This window comes from Shewanella sp. CAL98-MNA-CIBAN-0140 (assembly GCF_040309905.1).
Lineage (GTDB): Bacteria > Pseudomonadota > Gammaproteobacteria > Enterobacterales > Shewanellaceae > Shewanella > Shewanella psychromarinicola.
In genome coordinates this window covers 1-18,314 of record NZ_JBEOPI010000003.1, presented here as the reverse complement: position 1 = coordinate 18,314, position 18,314 = coordinate 1, and the positions used below count along the sequence as shown (strand labels likewise).

General features: G+C 40.3%; 15 protein-coding genes and 1 tRNA gene. 7 read left to right on the top strand and 9 right to left on the bottom strand.

Features of this window, described 5'->3' with window-relative positions; genetic code table 11:
• Positions 1–657: 657 nt before the first annotated feature.
• From AAEY93_RS02330 to AAEY93_RS02320, 3 genes are all read right to left on the bottom strand, one after another.
• The gene (locus AAEY93_RS02330; RefSeq protein ID WP_101030381.1) at positions 658–1,734 is read right to left on the bottom strand and encodes a DcaP family trimeric outer membrane transporter; all 1,077 of its coding nucleotides are present in this window, start codon (positions 1,732–1,734) and stop codon (positions 658–660) included.
• Between the two features lie 95 nt (positions 1,735–1,829).
• The gene (locus AAEY93_RS02325) at positions 1,830–2,195 is read right to left on the bottom strand and encodes a cytochrome c3 family protein (protein ID WP_351074750.1); all 366 of its coding nucleotides are present in this window, start codon (positions 2,193–2,195) and stop codon (positions 1,830–1,832) included.
• Positions 2,196–2,206: 11 nt separating this feature from the next.
• A complete protein-coding gene (locus tag AAEY93_RS02320) occupies positions 2,207–3,721 on the bottom strand; it encodes a flavocytochrome c (protein WP_351074748.1) in 1,515 nt (504 codons plus the stop codon).
• 542 nt (positions 3,722–4,263) lie between these two features.
• Here AAEY93_RS02320 and AAEY93_RS02315 point away from each other — a divergent pair.
• The gene (locus tag AAEY93_RS02315; RefSeq protein WP_351074746.1) at positions 4,264–4,407 is read left to right on the top strand and encodes a DUF4406 domain-containing protein; all 144 of its coding nucleotides are present in this window, start codon (positions 4,264–4,266) and stop codon (positions 4,405–4,407) included.
• Between the two features lie 168 nt (positions 4,408–4,575).
• Here the strand turns inward: AAEY93_RS02315 and AAEY93_RS02310 are convergent.
• From AAEY93_RS02310 to AAEY93_RS02300, 3 genes are all read right to left on the bottom strand, one after another.
• A tRNA-Pro gene (locus AAEY93_RS02310) sits at positions 4,576–4,652 on the bottom strand.
• A gap of 316 nt (positions 4,653–4,968) precedes the next feature.
• Positions 4,969–6,759, bottom strand: a complete 1,791-nt coding sequence (locus tag AAEY93_RS02305) for a DUF3413 domain-containing protein (protein WP_351074744.1) — start codon at positions 6,757–6,759, stop codon at positions 4,969–4,971.
• Between the two features lie 86 nt (positions 6,760–6,845).
• Positions 6,846–7,058, bottom strand: a complete 213-nt coding sequence (locus AAEY93_RS02300; RefSeq protein WP_101030423.1) for a YejL family protein — start codon at positions 7,056–7,058, stop codon at positions 6,846–6,848.
• A gap of 182 nt (positions 7,059–7,240) precedes the next feature.
• Here AAEY93_RS02300 and yejK point away from each other — a divergent pair, with 182 nt between their 5' ends.
• Together yejK and corA are read left to right on the top strand one after the other, a co-directional pair.
• Positions 7,241–8,269 carry a nucleoid-associated protein YejK gene (yejK, locus tag AAEY93_RS02295; RefSeq protein ID WP_101030426.1) on the top strand — a complete coding sequence of 343 codons (1,029 nt, stop codon included), beginning with the start codon at positions 7,241–7,243 and terminating at the stop codon, positions 8,267–8,269.
• Between the two features lie 542 nt (positions 8,270–8,811).
• On the top strand, positions 8,812–9,759 hold the full coding sequence (gene corA / locus AAEY93_RS02290; protein ID WP_101030429.1) for a magnesium/cobalt transporter CorA: 948 nt from the start codon (positions 8,812–8,814) through the stop codon (positions 9,757–9,759).
• A gap of 357 nt (positions 9,760–10,116) precedes the next feature.
• On the opposite strand, the gene AAEY93_RS02285 is transcribed toward corA, so the two are convergent.
• Positions 10,117–11,367: a cyclic di-GMP phosphodiesterase gene (locus AAEY93_RS02285; protein ID WP_351074741.1), complete on the bottom strand. Its 1,251-nt coding sequence runs from the start codon at positions 11,365–11,367 to the stop codon at positions 10,117–10,119.
• Positions 11,368–11,482: 115 nt separating this feature from the next.
• On the opposite strand from AAEY93_RS02285, the gene AAEY93_RS02280 reads away from it, so the two are divergent.
• From AAEY93_RS02280 to AAEY93_RS02260, 4 genes are all read left to right on the top strand, one after another.
• Positions 11,483–12,178: a 2OG-Fe(II) oxygenase gene (locus AAEY93_RS02280; protein WP_335686308.1), complete on the top strand. Its 696-nt coding sequence runs from the start codon at positions 11,483–11,485 to the stop codon at positions 12,176–12,178.
• A gap of 425 nt (positions 12,179–12,603) precedes the next feature.
• Positions 12,604–13,458: a putative selenate ABC transporter substrate-binding protein gene (locus AAEY93_RS02270; protein ID WP_351074739.1), complete on the top strand. Its 855-nt coding sequence runs from the start codon at positions 12,604–12,606 to the stop codon at positions 13,456–13,458.
• Positions 13,458–14,135 carry an ATP-binding cassette domain-containing protein gene (locus AAEY93_RS02265; protein WP_351074737.1) on the top strand — a complete coding sequence of 226 codons (678 nt, stop codon included), beginning with the start codon at positions 13,458–13,460 and terminating at the stop codon, positions 14,133–14,135. Before AAEY93_RS02270 ends, AAEY93_RS02265 begins: the two co-directional genes overlap by 1 nt.
• 75 nt (positions 14,136–14,210) lie before the next feature.
• Entirely contained in the window at positions 14,211–15,728 is a 1,518-nt protein-coding gene (locus AAEY93_RS02260) for a PhnE/PtxC family ABC transporter permease (RefSeq protein ID WP_351074736.1), read from the top strand.
• A gap of 147 nt (positions 15,729–15,875) precedes the next feature.
• Here AAEY93_RS02260 and AAEY93_RS02255 read toward each other — a convergent pair whose 3' ends face one another.
• Complete coding sequence (locus AAEY93_RS02255; protein WP_351074735.1) at positions 15,876–16,559, bottom strand: LysE family translocator; 684 nt, start codon at positions 16,557–16,559, stop codon at positions 15,876–15,878.
• A gap of 347 nt (positions 16,560–16,906) precedes the next feature.
• Positions 16,907–18,208: a dicarboxylate/amino acid:cation symporter gene (locus AAEY93_RS02250; protein ID WP_101030450.1), complete on the bottom strand. Its 1,302-nt coding sequence runs from the start codon at positions 18,206–18,208 to the stop codon at positions 16,907–16,909.
• Positions 18,209–18,314: the final 106 nt, after the last annotated feature.

Genomic DNA, 18,314 nt, shown 5'->3' with positions numbered 1-18,314 from the left:
TGATTCTATCGTTAATCTTAACAAAGCAACGCCAGTCACTAGGGGCACTTGATAATTACGTCTATTTTCAATTTAGTTGACACGCCTAGTGTTATTTAAACTAAATAATTCTGCCAAAAAATTAGTTTTTCCAAAAAAGTGAGTAGCTCCAATATCTCAGGTGATATCCATATCTTACACCATTCATTCAATAACAAGACTCTCAAATACATCAGCTATATTCTATTTTCTGATGGTTATCACTGAGTCATAGCCAGACTCTAATCAACTGTTTATATTATGATTACTGACACTTCTCTGGGGGAATATTGCTGCGAAGATTGCATCCATACACAATATGATGTGTTGCTGCTTATCGTAATACTGGCTGGAATATTATTATGGTGTGTTGGATTAGCCGCTTATCACTTAGTTTGGTTGAGAGGTTTTAGGCGAATACCATGATAAAACCTGCAGTAGCAAAGATTATCAGATCTAGACAAGATGTATGCAGAAGAGCGAAATATTAGCGAAATGAGGACGTTTATCTTTGGCACGGATTGAATATATACCTTGGTAAATGACGCTGGAACACCTAAATTATTAGGAACCTCCAGCGCCAGTCATTATCACTCTTAGTTAAGCATAGCTAAGCGTTTTTAAGATAAATAGCATAGATTAGAAATTAAACTGCATCGTAAACTGGGCGTAATTTGATGCACAAGTATTGTGTGTAGAGAATGAGTTATCATCATCTAAAACTTCATATCTTCCTAACTCCAAACCCATAACCAACTCTTTAGTTAAGTTTGTAAACAAGTTAATCCCATAATGAAATCTATCAGTCTCTTCAACATCAGTGACAGTGCGACCATAGAACAAGGTAGATCGCATTTCACTATTCCAGAAATGTCTATATGCAATCATTCCAGATGTTGTTGTTTCTACTTCTCCGTTTGCAATATCCTTTGCTGCAACCGTACCGACATAACGGCCTAAATTACCATAATGAACTTGTACTCGTAAATCATCCTTACCAAAAGTCATAATTCTTGATGAAATAGATCCACCAAAGGCTAACTCTTTAGTGTTGTCAGGATCTAAATATCTAATCAATCCAGAGAAAGACACATTACCCCATTCACCTTTAATATCATTACGCACGATGAAATCAGGAACATAATCATTGTTAGTTTCAGCAGATGTTCCACCTTCTAAAGTGCCATATGTATTTGGATTTTCAAGAGCGAACTTCCAGTTACCATATTGATAGCGTAGTAAGGTTTGGCGCATCATAGCTTCCCCGACTAAAGGGCCACCAAGATCCGCGGTTTCGGGAAATGAACTTGTATTCACTAGTGTCGACCAAGTTTGGCCGAATGTAATATCTTTATAGTTTAAAAAAGCGTGACGTAATCTAGGGCTATATGAATTTGAAATAACTCCGTTACCTTGCGCCGAACCAACAAAGTCTATTTCAACATAACCACTCACTTCGCCTTTTTTAATTTTTGCATTAAATCGACTTTCCTGAGCACTAAATTGAAGTCGTGAGTTATCTTCGGAACTCGCCGCTCCGCTTCCTATCCACATCGTGTTATATGGAGCATCGCCACTTATAAATCTAGCGTTGCCTTTAATAAAACCGCCAGCAGTTATTTGGGTGTCATTAATGTTTATTTCGGCGGCATGAGCTTGCGCCAGCGTGAGGAAACTAAAACAAATTGGATATAAAACACTTTTTGTGATTTTCATTATTCATTCTCAGTAACAAATTGATTATATTTTTTAAAGCAGCTGCGATTTTATTTTTATAACGAGCTGCTATTACACTTTTAAACTAGCGGTGATTACATTTTATGAAACCAGCTGCGATGGCACTCTGCGCACACAGGGGCTTTTTTCTCATGTTCCGCGTGACATGCTAAACAGCTAGCACCTTTGTTATAATGGAAGGATTTATGTGGGTTAGCGCCCTCAATGGCTAATTTACTGGTATCTATTTCGATACTATCTATGGTCCCATGACATTCCACACATGCCTGATCCGTTGCACTTGTTTTGCCGGATCCTGCATGACAACTTTTACAACCATCATCATAAATAAACTGATGATTTGTGCGGCCTTGTGTTTTTTTTTGCATTTCAACCAAGTCACCAGCATACGCACTGCTAACCATCAGTCCCAAAACTAGGCTTAATATCAACTTTTTCATTTTTATACTCCTTAAGCTTGGTCGGCCTGAATCGTTTTTGAAACGACAATACCCATTGCAATGCATTCTAAACATGATGTGGAACTAAGACGTGCTCTTCCATGTATTCCACCTGTTACCTCGCCAACGGCATACATTTTCTTGATTGGAGACAGTGTTTTCCCATCAAATACTCTACCGCCGATGTCGGTTCTTAAACCGCCCATGCAGTAATGTACTTTTGGCCAAATGCGAGACACAACAAAGGGGGCTTTTAGCTCAACAGCAGTATCCATTTGACGATTAAAATCATCATCTACACCTGTTTTAACTTGTTGATTAAATCTAGTAACCGTTGATTTTAATTCAGAAAGTGGAATGTTGAATTTTTCAGCAAGCTCTTGTAGGCTATCGACTTTCCATGCCATTTTGTCTCGTAACGATCTCGTTACACGGTCATCATCGGCATGATCTAGATAATTGAAAAATACTATTGGGTAAGCAGGAGAGTTATCTTCATAACGCTGTTTTAACATCGCTTCGGTACACGTTTTACGATCCGCACGTTCATTCATAAAACGCTTACCGCTAAGTACGCTAGCTGAAATACCTTTGTGCCAACCGATTGATAATAATGCATTTGACCAACCAAATCCTCCTTCATCAGGTGAACCCCAGTGGCCAGATTGAATCATATCTAAGTGAACAGGTAATGCTCCATGAGCCATTGCCGTTAACATCACTTCACCGGTTGCTCCTGGTGCATTAGTACAATCTAAGTCTGGGTCTAATGAAGGATCAAAGACAGTACATAGCGGGGCATTTTTAGCGTAGCCACCAGCAGAAATGATCACCCCTTTTGTCGCCTTAATGTAAACACTCTTGCCCGTTGTCATATCGGGGAAACGATAATTCTGACGAACTTTAAGACCAATAATCTCATGACCATCCATGATAAAGTCTTCAACATAACTTTGTAGACGATATTCAATGCCTTCTTTCAATCCTACTTCATACAGTTTGGTTGTAATATCACCACCAGTACCATGCTCAACTCGCATCGCTCTGGCTTTGTTATGGCCCCCAACTTGAATATTGAAGTCCTTTTTAAATTTAACGCCACTATCAATACACAATTGGTATACATCTAATGCATGATCGGCAATTTGTGTGAGCATGGCTTCGTTTGCCATTCCTCTGCCGGCAATCATTTGGTCCTTAACCAATTCGGCTGGTGCGTCGTCGGTAATACCTTGCGCCAATTGAATCGGATTTTTAGGTACGGCTAACCAGCCACCATTTACCGCTGAATTACCTCCGATAACTTGCATTTTCTCTAAAACAAGAACTGAGTTTCCGGTAGTACGTTTAACGTTAAGAGCCGAAGATAATCCAGAAAATCCAGATCCGATTACGATGATATCTTTAGTTTCATCCCATTTAATATCACCACATGGACTTGCTAAAGCTGTACCTGGAATAGCCGTGACTACGCCGCCTAATACCGCACCTGCCCCTAGTTTTAAAAAATTACGTCTATTTTGCATAAATACCTCCTATTGAGTAGAGGTTAATACTAGTTTGCAAAAACGTTATAAGTGGTGACATTCATCACGAGTGAAATTTACGAGAAAACTTATTCATGATCACCATAACGAAGATCTTTTCTGCCAACGGATTTTTCAATCAACTAGACCTTTTCCCTGTGTCAGGATCGTTGTTGCTAGGGCTTGTAATCATATTCAGGATGATTGTTTACATAAACCGCATATCTTTACTGATTTTTAAGTAATTGTTTTTAATTGAATAATGTTTTTTAAAATAAGGCGCGCTATGTGCGTTGATATGTTTAAAGGGCGGAGGCTGTCATGGTGGAAATAAAGAAATAAAGAAATAAAGAAATGAGGAGGCGTAATCGATTTGAGATCACTTTTATACTTAGGTTCGCTATTTTATATACTCAGATTACCTGATACTCCTAAAGCACAAAAACAAGCTTGGTTAATGAGCTGACTAAGTCAATTAGCGATAGAAAAAGACTTGGGCTCCTTTATGGGAGCCCATTTTTTACTCGTTATTTGGTGAAAACATGATCCGTAAAAAGGTGTATATCGCTGGGCCTATGTCTGGTTTGCCAGATTGTAATCGGCACGCATTTAACTTGGCTGCACAAGTGCAAAAGTCGTTAACCAAAGCTAAAAGTGCCACCCAACCTAATAAGATTACACTTTAGACGTTAGAAAACCTTATTATAAATAATAACGTAAGTTGTAATTGTTGAGTTGATGATTTGACCTGAGTTTGACCTGAGTTTGACCGTAATAATAGTATTCATGAGTTGTTTTTAGACACAAAAAAGCCTGTAAACATATGATGTGTACAGGCTTTTCTATTTTAGATTTGGTCGGTATGAGGAGATTTGAACTCCTGACCCCTGACACCCCATGACAGTGCGCTACCGGGCTGCGCTACATACCGAATTTCTTGCTAGTGTTTCACAATGTTATTGCGTCCAATATTCATCTTCAGCAAGATTTGTAAAAGCATCACTTAGTTAGTTTATTTGCTTTGGGGTGACTAAGTGAATAAGTACTTTATCAACTGTAATTAGCTAGTGCAAGTAGTTAATTATCAGTCATTTATCAATTGATTATAAAATATCCATTTGCTGAAAAGCCTAGATTACTCATTATCAAAATATACCATTAAGATTAAGGATCTGGTCGATAATGAAGTGACTATAGATTGTGAATGCGACCACTGAGGTTATTGCACACACAATCAAGAGTGTTAACTATTGATTGAAGAGCCTACGGCCTTCGCGCATCACTTGGATCAATTCTGGCGCACTCAACTTTTTGTCCAAGCGCTTGTTATAGTCTAAATCGTAGATGCGGTATTTGCCGAATCGATCTAATACGGTTATCTCTGATTTTTGATAAATGGCAAAGCGGCGGCTGTCGCCAATATATACCCAGGTTTCATTGTTGGGCTCAAGTAAACCGCGGCCTGAGCTGTAATCTGTGCTTGGGTTCGTGCAGCCTAAAACATGGCTAAGCAAGGTTGGCGCGATGCCATAATGGCTGGTGCGGTAGTTGATTTTATTACTGTGACTATTTGGCCAATGAATGATGAGTGGCACGTTGACATTATCTGGCGATAAATTACTGCGAGCATCATTAGTGTTGCTGGTAAATACTTGGCCGTAAGTGCCGGTGATCAGTACGACGGTATCATCACTGACGTTATCGAGTAGAGTAGCCAGCTGTTGGTCAATAAAGTTAAGTGATTGACGATATTGATTAAATAATACTTTTTGTGCCGGCTTTAATGCCACGTGAGGTTTAACGGTTTGCACGCCTAGAAAACCAACGGGGGTGTCGTAGTCTTTTGGTGCAGTAAGGTTCACTAGGGTAAACCACGGTTGTGTTTGGTTAAGTTGCCATGCATTTACTGCATTAATAGTGTTGATGTCGGCATCGGCGCTGCCATTTCTACCTTCACTGGTGTGCATGTGTATATCGTTAAACATGGCACTATTGGCAATATATTCATCACTTTTAGGCGCAAACATGGCCAATTGATAGCCTTGCTGCGTAAGAATGTTGGTTAAGATTGGGCTGGTGCTATCAAACTCTTTGCGATCGCTATAATTGCCTTGTAAACCATACATTAAGGTAAACATGCTGGTTTCAAAGTCAGTGCCACCAGTATAATGATTCATAAAGCGCTGATTTTGAATACGGTATTGGCTTAAAAACGGCATGGTGACCTTGTCGACCATGTCTGCGCGAAGGCTGTCTATGCTAATGACAAGAATATTTGGCTGGCTGTCTGCAGTACATTGCATCGGGCTGATGGGATAGCTCAGATTGCGTGATTTAGTATTGCGATATTCAGTTGACTGCATGCTGCTGTCAATGCCATGGTTTTCCATAAATGATCGTGCTGTTGCAGGGTATGACACTGGGTATGCATCGTCAAAACGGGTGATTTCGGTTATGTTTGTAGCATCGGCCCAAATATGCAATAAATGGCTGCTGACAAAGCAGATACCAACAAACAGTACGACTTTGTTGCCCCATTGTTTTTTCTGAATTTTGTCGATGCGTTTCCACAAAAAATTGGCAACCGTGAGTTCAACAACCACGATAACAATAGGGGTAATAATGTATGAGGTACTGTGTAATAGGGCGTTGAGGTCTTGCCAGGCTAAATCGAAGGCAAAGGGGCTTAAGTGGATGCCGTAGTCATCATAAATAATGGTGTCATACAGCAGAGCATATAATCCCATTGAGGCGATAAATGCAGCAAAACCGCGTAAAATTTTAGAATAAGGGAGTAATAAGGTAATCGGGAAGATAAAAATTAAGTAAACGATAAAGGCTAAAAACGTAAAGTGACCAATGGTACTGATGGCAAGATATGACCAACCAATAACGGATTCTGGGTAGCCCACACTGCCAATATATCGAGCGCCAATTAACATCGCCAATATGCCATTAAAGAAGGCAAACCAGTGACCCCAATTAACTAAGCGTGACACTTTATCACGCGTCATTTGCTGCTTTTTACGCTCGATCATGTTAACTCGTATTCCTACATTATTATCAAAGACTATTCTCAGTGTAACTGATTGTTAGCCTTAGCGATAAAAATTTGTTGAGTCGATTACTTAACCGACTGTGTTAGGGCTTTGGCAAATTGTTCCGCGACTTTTTGACGTGATTCACCTGGGACTTTTTGCTCGAGTAAATGCGTCACGCAGTTACCTAATACCATTAGGCTTAAATCGGTGGGGGCTTGATGCTTAGCGAGAACTGCAAGCAGCTCGCTGATAAGTGCTTCAACTTGAGTGTTTGTATATTTAGATTGAATTGCCATAGTCAGAAAACGTCAATAAAGAATGAATTAGCTGCACATAATAACGGATTTAGTCGTCGCTCGCCTCAAGTTTTATTCGGTCTATGTAAGGAATATCGTAAACCCTGTTCGATTTACACGCTTGGTCTGATATCATTCTTTCATAAATTATCATCTGCGACAGACTAGGATTAACAAGGCTTATGAGCATTAGGATTGAGCAAGCAATTATTCACGAAATCTCTCAAGACAGTCAGGGGGAAATGCGCTGTCGTTTACGCCCGCAACCGTTGTTTAATACTCACGCTGTTGAAACCATGTTAGAAGAGTTACATCAAACCTTTACGGGTAAAGCGGGTAAGGGGTTTGGTTTTTTTGGTACCAGTGGTGATGATGGCGAAGCCAATGATGCTTTTTCTAATGCTCTGACAGGATATCGCAGTGGCGATTTAGGCTTTGTTGAATTTAGCGGCCAAGCGAGCCAATTGTTACAGCAAGAACTGGCCAAGTACGATTTTAGCCAAGGCGGTTTTTTATTGATGTCTTGCTACACCAGCATGACGAGCGATTATTTGTTTGTGGCGCTATTAAGCGCGAAGTCGTCGATGACGGTGTTAGATGATATGGAATTGTCGCAAAACAACCATTTAGATTTAAACAATATTCAACTAGCCGCGCGAATTGATTTAACCGAGTGGCAGGCAGATAAAAGCTCTCGTAAGTATATTTCGTTTATTCGTGGCCGCGCGGGCCGTAAAGTGGCTGACTTCTTTTTAGATTTTATGGGCTGTGTCGAAGGCGTTAACATCAAAGCGCAAAACAAAACCTTGATCCATGCGGTTGAAGATTTTGTGTCGGGCAGTGAGTTAACCAAAGATGAACGCCAAGAGTGTCGCAATAAAGTGTTTGAATATTGTTCTGAACGAGCGGATTCAGGGGATGCTATTGAAGTAAAAGATTTAGCCGACGAGTTAGCCGACACGGGTATGGATTCATTTTACGATTTTGCTTGTGGCGGCAGTTATGAGTTAGACGATGAGTTTCCGGCAGATAAAGCCAGTTTACGTAGCTTGAAGAAGTTTTCAGGTACCGGCGGCGGGGTGACATTGAGTTTTGATAGTGGGCATTTAGGTGAGCGGGTTATTTATGACCCGATATCTGACACTCTTTTGATTAAAGGTGTGCCGGCCAATTTGAAAGACCAATTGGATCGTCGTTTAAAAGGCGATTAAGTTAATTTTATCCAGTTATATGTTGTTTATGTATTTTAATCGCGCCCTATTTGGGCGCTTTTTTATGAGCGAAGATACTGACACCAAGTCATGTAAGTCTAACTCGGGTTATGTTTTCGCTCAATTTCCGAGCGACTGAGTTTGATGTTAGGTATTACTTCGTGAGTGATGTTACCGCTCAATGTCCGAGCAACTGAGGCTGATGTTAGGTATGTTAGGTATTACTTCACGAGTGATGTTTCCGTTGAGTGGTGCGATGCGTTACGCTAATGAGTAGTAAAGAGTATGCCAACTATTTACCTCAATACACTTAACCGTATCGCTGGATAAGCGTTGAGGTTACTTATAGTTAGACAGTGTAAGTCAGTCTGAACTGATCACTGTGATGTTAGAATTTATGTAACTGCTTATATAATTGGTACGATTTTTGGCGCTATTGAACATTTTACTTTTCATTCATTGGTAGTTGGGTAAACTAGCGCCACTTTTTGAGTGTTTATGTTTGTTATGCTTTGTATGGCCTAACAGACTTTGGGGGAGCGATGATCACTGCATACGCCTATCAAAATAGAGAATTAATCACCACCGAATTGAAGGTTGGCGATAAAGTGCCCGAGTCGACCTTGTGGTTAGATTTATTAAAACCCGACGACGAAGAGCGCAAATGGTTGAGATTATTTTCTGCTGAAGAAGTCCCTGATGAAGAAGATATAAATGAAATTGAAGCCTCAGCGCGTTTTTATCAGAACAAAGATGGTTTACATATTAACTCGTTGTTTCCACAGCGAGTGAGTTCAGATGTACGTGCTGTGAACGTGTCATTCAACTTGCGTGAACGTTTCTTGCTGACATTACGTGAAGAAGATGTGGGTCTTATCCGTTTATTACGTAATTACTTACGTTTAGGCCGCTTGGATATTACGACTCCACAGGGGTTATTGTTAGAGTTGTTTAATTTAAAAGTGGATTATCTATCTGACTTAATTGAAGACGTGTACAGCGTATTAGAAAATGTCGGCGAGCAAGTGTTTAATGACGAAGAGCTTGATGACGTGTTTAAACTGATCATCTTGCAAGAAGACTCTAACGGTAAAATTCGGTTAAGTTTATTGGATACTCAGCGTTCACTTCGTTATATGCAACGTTATTACCGAGACAGTTTATCGGATGACAATTTAAAAGATATTCGTGAGATGTTATCGGATATTGAATCATTGATGCCACACAGTCAGTTTATTTTCGACAAGTTACAGTTCTTGCTGGACGCGGCTATGGGCTTCAGTGGTTTGCAACAAAACAAAATTATTAAGATATTTTCGGTATCGGCAGTGGTGTTTCTTCCTCCTACATTGATTGCCAGCAGTTATGGGATGAACTTTCATATTTTGCCTGAACTCGATTGGCGATTTGGCTATCCGATGGCGGTCGCATTAATGCTTGCCAGCGCGGCGGGAACGTATTTTTTCTTTAAACGAAAAGGTTGGTTATAGCAGCAATCTATATGACAAGATTAACGCCATCAATTGTTGTCAGTTGATGGTTTTTTACACCCAAAAATAACGGAAGTGGGTATTTAGTTATCTGAATTGACCTTAAGACCATTATTGTTTAATTGGACTCAATAACCCCCAAAAGCCACGCCTTACTTCAACATTATGGTGGTGTCATATTGATCTTTCATTGTTAGATAAGGGCCTGACGGAAAGCAGTAATACTTAACCTCAACTCAGAATAAGAGCTAAAATAGGCTGTTTTATAACCGTTTATAATTTCACGTTGAGGTTATTTAGTTTGCAACGTTGAAATGAGCCAGTGATTAACAAAAACAGCGTTATTTCTCTAGCCCACTAGTTTTGGCCAATACCTACGCTAATTTTTTCTCTAGGATTTAAGTATTTATGGATTTTTTCAGGCAATGCTGCAGCAGGTAGACTGCGGACAATACTCAGGCCTTCATCTTGTAAGCTAATGATGGGGGCTAAATCTTTGGGTACCAGTTGATCGTAAACCACAATATTAGGGCACAACAGCTTCTGTAAATTTACCGACATAACCATCGCAAATTGGCCACTGGATAACTCAATAATACTGCCAGGCGGGTAAACACCTAATATTTTGATTAGTTTACTAATGTATTCAGTATTTAATTTACCTTTATAATTTTTATACAACAACCCCAAGGCGGTACTGGGCGGTTTCCCCTTGATTTGGTTGGTTCCATTACACAGGTTGTCGTATTCATTAACCACCGCGATCAACTGTGACAGCTTGTCTAACTTGTCGGCTTTGAGCCCTTGTGGGTAGCCACTGCCATCTAAAAACTCGTGGTGATTAGCGATTAACGGTTTGGCTTCATCCGGAAAACTGTCAGCCAGTTTTAAAAAGTTAATACCCATCAGCGGATGTTGTTTAATAAAATTTTGTTCAGGTGTGGTTAGCGCCACTCGTTTATTGAGGATACTGCTGGGTACTTTTAATTTACCAATATCGTGAAATAACCCACCAATACCAATCGTTTCAACTTCTTCGCGGCTCCAGCCTAGCTCTTTTGCGGTTAACATACTTAACATGGCGACGTTGAGTGAATGGTGATAAATATGCTCATCATTTTTAGCATCGCCCATTAAATGCAAGGCTAAATTGTCGCTATTAAGTAGCATGTTGGTCATGTTGCTGATGAGGTCTTTCACTTCACTGACCGCATTGAGTGGCCGGCTACTGATTTTAGAGACCATTGAACGCATCATCGACACTGAGCGATTAAATTGTTGTTCGGTTTTCTTTAAATCTCGTTTGAGCTTTTGTTGCTCATCTATTTTGGCCGACTTCTGGCTGATCATTTGTTCTTTTAGTGCGTTTAGGGCCTGCTCGTCGGGTTTTGGGATGTTGGCATTCTGGGACGTTACAGGTTCAACATCACTTTTTTCGGGATCAAAAAAAACATCTTTTAGACCTAAGCCTTTGATAAGTTCGATTTGTGCCGCGTCTTTAATTTTAAAACTGCTAAACAGGAAAGGGTGGTCTTTCCAGGAAATAGGCAAGCGGATAAAGGTACCAACTTGTAATTGTTCAACAGAGATTTTTTGGTTTTTTTTCATATTCAATCGATAGTTACTTTGAAGAACAATGAGCTATGTTATGCATTGCCCTTTACAGGCACTTAAATTGCGTGGCAGCATACTACTATAAATTTATTAACAATAGTTACTCCCTATGGATTTTATTGAAGTATATCCCAATGCGATAAGTAATGATTTATGCGATCGCTTAATTGCGGCATTTGAAACGCATCCGAGTGTAGGGCCAGGCCATACGGGTGCTGGTGTCGATACCGAAAAAAAACGCAGCCGTGATTTAATGTTAGATGCTTGTGATGATTTAGCCGAATTAAAAAACGAACTATTAGCGGCGACGTTTACTCATATCAGCAACTATTTCACTCAGTATTCATTAACTTTAATGGGGTCGGTGTCAGTGCAAGTGACTGATGAAAACGGTCAACCACAAACCTTAACACCTGATAATTTTGCGACATTGGGTCAACCAAGGGCGGCGGCGTTAACTAAGTACCTGTATCGCAGTGGTACCATCAATGTGCAGCATTATCAGCAAGGTGTTGGTGGCTATCCACATTGGCATTCAGAGCAGTTTCCACAGAAGGGCCATAATGAAGCACTTCATCGGGTGGTGTTATATATGTTTTATCTCAATGATGTGGAAGAGGGGGGTGAAACGGAGTTTTACTATCAGCAACGAAAAATAAGCCCTAAAAAAGGCACCATGGTAATAGCACCTGCCGGTTTTACTCATAGTCATCGTGGTAATGTTCCCATTAGCAATGATAAGTATATTGCCACTTCGTGGGTGATGTTTAATCGTGCCGAGCAGCTTTATGCGCCATTAAGTTAGCGATTACTGTCGGGTAAAGCGAGTGATAGCATTATATGCTTAGGTGCTTATACGGTTAGTTGCTTAGTTGCTTATACGGTTAGCGCCACTTGCATTTGATTACCCAGAGCTGATAACGGCACTTGTAAGTGATGTGACAAAATAGGATCCTCTTTAATGACTAATATGCGCATAATTGATCCTTGTTGAACCGTCACTATTTTGAAATTTGTTGTTCTGATATTAGCTGACAAGTTGGTCTGGTTGAGTATTGAACAGGCTTATAGTGGCCTTTATATAGCGTTTTGTTGCGAGAGTGACAATAACCAGCTTTATTTTAACTGCTATTTTTGCTCATGTTTGTCACATTGAATTCGCTTTTCGATGTAATCAAGGATCAGGTACGGTAGAATATCCGCATTGATAAACTACCTTCCAAGATTGAAATGAAACTAACACACTTATTATCAGCAAGTTTTTTAAGCTTATTTTCGACGTTTGCATTAAGTGCAACCTTTACCTTTACTGCTATCCCAGATGAAGATGAAAGTCAGCTTCGTACTCGGTTTGATAAAGTGGCTGATTATTTAACAGAGAAATTGGGCGTAGATGTAAAATATATTCCGGTAAAGTCATACTCAGCTGCTGTTACGGCATTTCGTAATAATCAGGTACAACTTGCATGGTTTGGCGGTTTATCTGGCGTGCAGGCGCGTCGCTTAGTGCCCGGTTCAGAGGCGATAGCACAAGGATTTGAAGATCAGTCTTTCAAGAGTTATTTGATTGCTCATCATTCTACTGACATTACCCCTTCAGAGAATTTCCCTTTACTCAATGATTATACCTTTACATTTGGCTCTAAAGATTCAACTTCAGGGCGTTTAATGCCGCAGTATTTTATTGAGCGTAACTTAGGTAAGCCGATTGAAAAGATTTTCAAACGTATTGGCTTCTCGGGTGATCATAGTCGTACCATTAGCCAAGTTGAAGCCGGTGTATACCAAGTGGGTGCGGTTAATTATAAAGTGTGGGATACAGCCGTTGAAAAAGGTGAGGTTGATACCAGCAAAGTTAAGGTGATTTGGGAAAGCCCTAGTTATCCAGATTATCAATGGACTGTCCGTGCTGGTGTAGATAATGCCTTTGGTGAAGGTTTTAAAGAAAAGTTAACCCAAGTCTTAATTGGGATGACGGACAAGGATTTATTAGCCAGCTTTCCGCGTCAATCATTTGTACCTGCCCAAAACAAAGACTATGAACCAATTGAGCGTGTCGCGAAAAAAATCGGAATGCTTGATTAATGTTGTCGTTGACTGATGTTGATTTAGGTTATAGCCAGAAAATTATTTTATCTAAGGTTAACTTGTCATTTAAGGCAAATGAGCATGTGGCTATTTTAGGCCCTTCTGGCGTGGGTAAAACCACGCTGTTGCATTACTTATATCAACAACTGTCTGAGCAAACGTGTTTGTGTTCTCAAGCACAAGGGCTGGTTGATAATTTGTCGATATATCATAATGTGTTTATTGGTGGGTTAACGCGTTATTCTCGTTGGTATAATTTGGCTAATTTGCTGTTGCCGTTTAGCAAACCACAACAACAAATAGCCGTTCTTTGTCAGCAATTAGAGTTAGCGGTGCCGCTGCAACAAAAAGTCAGCGAATTGTCGGGCGGCCAACGTCAACGTGTGGCATTAGCCAGATCGTTATTTCAACAACAAGCTATATTTATGGGTGATGAGCCCTTTTCTGCGTTAGACCCATTAATGGGTTTACGATTATTAAGCTTGATTAAGCAAACACATCAGAGTGTGATTTGTGTGTTGCATGATGCCGAATTAGCGTTAGCACATTTTGACCGTATTATCGTGATCAGCGATGGCAAAGTGGCCCTAGATGATAAAACCGATCAATTATCTCTGGCTTATTTGTCTCAGCATTACGCATTATCTGATGTACCAAAACATGATGTGGCATAAATATGAGCATGTCGATGTTGCTAAACACATGTTTCATAACCGACTTTTTATCATTCTGTAACAGCCTCTTCTATTATGCCTAAAACCATGACTTTTAGTGGCCGCACTTTTTTGGGTCACTGGCAGAAAATCACTGTGTTACTTTCATTGATGGTCTCTGTGTGTTGGTTTTTTGCCGATACAGAAATCATTGCGCTCGAACCTTGGACTGAGCTTGGGCGTATGATGCAAGGCTTTATTCATCCTGACTTTTTTGCGACAGAGTATTTACTTGATGCTCTGTGGCAAACCATCAGTTTTGCGCTGCTTGGGATCACGATTGGGTTGCTATTGGGGTTTCCACTGGCATTGTGGTATCAACATCCTTTGATTGCGGCAATGTGTGCATTTATCCGTGCTATTCATGAGATATTTTGGGCGTTGATATTTTTACAAATATTTGGTCTTTCAGCCATTACCGGCATTTTAGCCATTGCGCTTCCTTATGCTGCCACGTTTGCCCGTGTATTTGCTGATATTTTACAGCAAGCGCCAATGCATACCTTATTTTCTCTGCCTAAGGGCACCGATAAACTGTCGGCATTTATATATGGTCGCTGGATGCACATGTATCCGCAGATTGTCGATTATATCCGGTACCGTTTCGAATGTGCGCTTCGCAGTAGTGCGGTATTAGGTTTTATTGGCATGCCGACACTAGGCTTTTATTTAGAATCGGCTTTTCGCCAAGGGCATTATCAGCAAGGCGGTGCGTTATTAATCTTATTTGTGCTATTGATTGGAAGTATACGTTTCTGGGCTAAGCCGTTTATGCTTTGGCTGTATTTACCTCTTGCGGTATATTTCTTACCCCCCATACCGGTTATCGACTCGCAACTTATTTGGCGTTTTATCAGTGTTGATGTTTTACCGCCTATGCTGCAAGGGCAAGCCTTCTTAAGCTGGTTTACACCTGATAACCTGTCGAAGGTATTTGACTGGAGTTATAACTTAATAAGCCAGCAAGTCATTCCTGGGATGATTGCTACCTTAGTACTGGCTTTTTGTGCCTTAGGGCTAACTCATATATTGACCATGATATTACTGCCTTTAAACACTCGATTAATGATGCCCAAAGCGGTTATCCTGCTCATGCGTGCTGTGAATTTAATATTACGTTCGCTGCCAGAATATTTGTTGGCCTTTGTGTTTATGATGTTATTAGGACCTTCGATGTTGCCAGCGATTATCGCGTTGGCATTGCATAATAGTGGCCTAATGGTCTTTTTAATGGCGCGCCAAGCAGACAAGGTGAGTGTGCCGCTTACTTATCAGCCAAGGGTTGACCAATATAGTTATCTGGTTATTCCTACTATATACCCCCATTTTATGGGATTGTTGTTTTACCGTTTTGAAGTGATTATCCGTGAAACCGCTATTTTAGGTATGCTCGGCGTGATGACGTTAGGTTTTTATGTGGACAGTAACTTCTCTGAAATTCGCTTTAGTGGAGCCTTGTTATTATTGGTTTTCACTGCGGGGCTAAATGTCGTAGTGGATTATCTGGCGCGTAGATTATTGCGTTATCCTCAAAATCGTATACAGGCTTGCTAAAATCATTCCATGATGAAGTCGATTGGCTTGATGTTGTCATCGCTAACAACTGATGAATGTGCGAGTAACGTAGCGAATGCTTAACTCGTTTACTCATTAGACGTGAGATGTCATCTGCTTGTGCAAGTTATATCGACAATATTATGTTCAAAATTGGCTAATAATTTGATGGAGAATATTATTAGCAATGGTGACTGCAACGGCAATAAAAATAACCCCTACAAGTAAATCAATAATGCTGTTGGCTGCAAGTAATTTCTGCTGTACCCGAGGTTTAGATAAAATGAGCGCTAATAAACTAAACCATGCTAATGACAAGATAAATAATAATATTGTCGCGGCTACTTTTGTCGAGTCATTGACTTGCGGCGTAATCAATACTGAAAATAAGGTAATAAAAAAGATCAGCGCTTTAGGATTTAGTAGGTTGGTATATAGGCCGACTTTAAATCCTGTTAACGACGACATTAGAGCATCCTTTGCCATATTATGTTGAGTCGATGATATGGATATGTCTGCAGTGCGTCGTTTGCTGATGATACTGGTTAGGGCTGATTTGAGTGCTCCGTACCCCATCCATGCTAAATAGCTACTACCGATCAGTTGTACTGCCATAAAGGCAACATGGGATTGCTGGATCATCACACTTATGCCCATCAAAGATAGAAAGGTGTGAACTAAGATGGCGACGGCAATGCCTAGGGCGCAATAAAGCGCGGTTAAGCGTGTTTGCTGTGTGGCCATTTTGACGATAATGGCAAAATCAGGTCCAGGGCTCATTAATGCCACAATGTGAATAACCGCTAAACTTGCCAATAAAGTCATGTCCATATTTATTCCGTTTGTTGTTAATTAGCCTTAGCTCGGGACAATAATTGGTAATCAAACAACTTGTTGTCCTGCTATTTGTGTGACATTGACTTGAAATCGCCCCGCGATTGACTTGCAGTAGGCCTTATTAGTAAAACAAATGACAAGTTTGATAGAGTGGATTAGGTGTAAATTAGCTTTTACTGATTTACCTCATGTCCCATCTATTATCTCGAACTGAGGTTAACTAAAACAGGCGACACTAGTCGTTATATCAATGTAAGTTGATGATAATGGCATATTTATACTGAAAAAAGATAATAAAAAAGCGCTAAATTAGCGCTTTTTTATATAACGAAAGCTATGCGTTAATTTTTGTCATTAAGCACTTGCTCTTCAAACTTTTTACCTGCTTGTGAATTATTGAATATTTCTTCGTTAAATTCACCCTCAGATTTAGCAATGATGACGGTAGCCACAGCATCACCCGTTACATTCACCGCAGTGCGGATCATGTCTAGCATTCTGTCGACACCAATAATCAAGGCAATACCTTCAACCGGCAAACCTACTTGGTTTAATACCAATGCCAGCATAATAAGGCCTACACCAGGTACACCCGCCGTACCGATAGAGGCCAGTGTAGCCGTGAGCACGACCGTGGCATAATCCATGATGCTAAGGTCAATACCATATACTTGGGCAATAAATACCGTTGCAACACCTTGCATTATGGCGGTGCCATCCATGTTGAGTGTGGCACCTAGTGGCAGCGTAAAAGAGGCAATTTTATTGTCGACACCCATTCGGTGTTCGGCGGTTTCAATGGTAACGGGTAATGTTGCATTAGAACTTGCAGTACTAAATGCAAACAGTTGCACATTGCGAATTTTACGCAAAAACATTAACGGACTGAGGCCTGAAAATAGTTTTAGTAGAGTAGGGTAAACAACAAGCCCTTGTATAAATAGCACTGCTACCACTAAGAAGAAGTATTTGACTACGCTGCCGAAGGTTTCTAATCCTAGGGTTAAACTCAGTTTGGCCATTAATGCGAAAACACCATAAGGCGCCAATTGCATAATTAATGTCACGACTCGCATGATCACATCATTTAAATCGTTAAAAAATGATGCAACACGAGAGCCTTTATCACCGATATGCGCGATAGCAAATCCAAAAATTACCGCAAAGATGATGATCTGCAGCATATTGCCTTCGCTCATGGCTCGCATTGGGTTTGTGGGGACGATATTAATCAGTACCTCAGACAAACTAGGTGCATCTTTAACCGTAAATTCTAGCGCATTATTTGCCAGACTTGCATTACCAGGGTGAATAATTACCGCGGCTAAAATCGCGATGGAGAGCGCGATTGCTGTGGTGAATAAATAAAAGGCAATGGTTTTGCCCCCTAAGCGACCTAATTTAGAGGGATCACTTAACGAACTTGTTCCACACACTAGTGAAACGAACACTAATGGAACAACGAGCATTTTTAAACTCGAAATAAAGATCGTGCCGATCACATGTAAAAAACCATTAGTAATGTATTCTTCAATGAATTGACTATCTGGAAACACATTCCTTAACAACAGGCCTAAAATAATGCCTGCAGCCATACCTATTAAAATTTTGCTCGTGAGCCCGAGCTTAAGTTGTTTACTCACAGAGTGTTCCTTCTAATCATATTATTTTACATGCCTATGCAGTTGGCTCAGTAAGAATGTATTGGCGTGTGAATTATTGCCAAATTTAACAATCTGTTAGGTATTT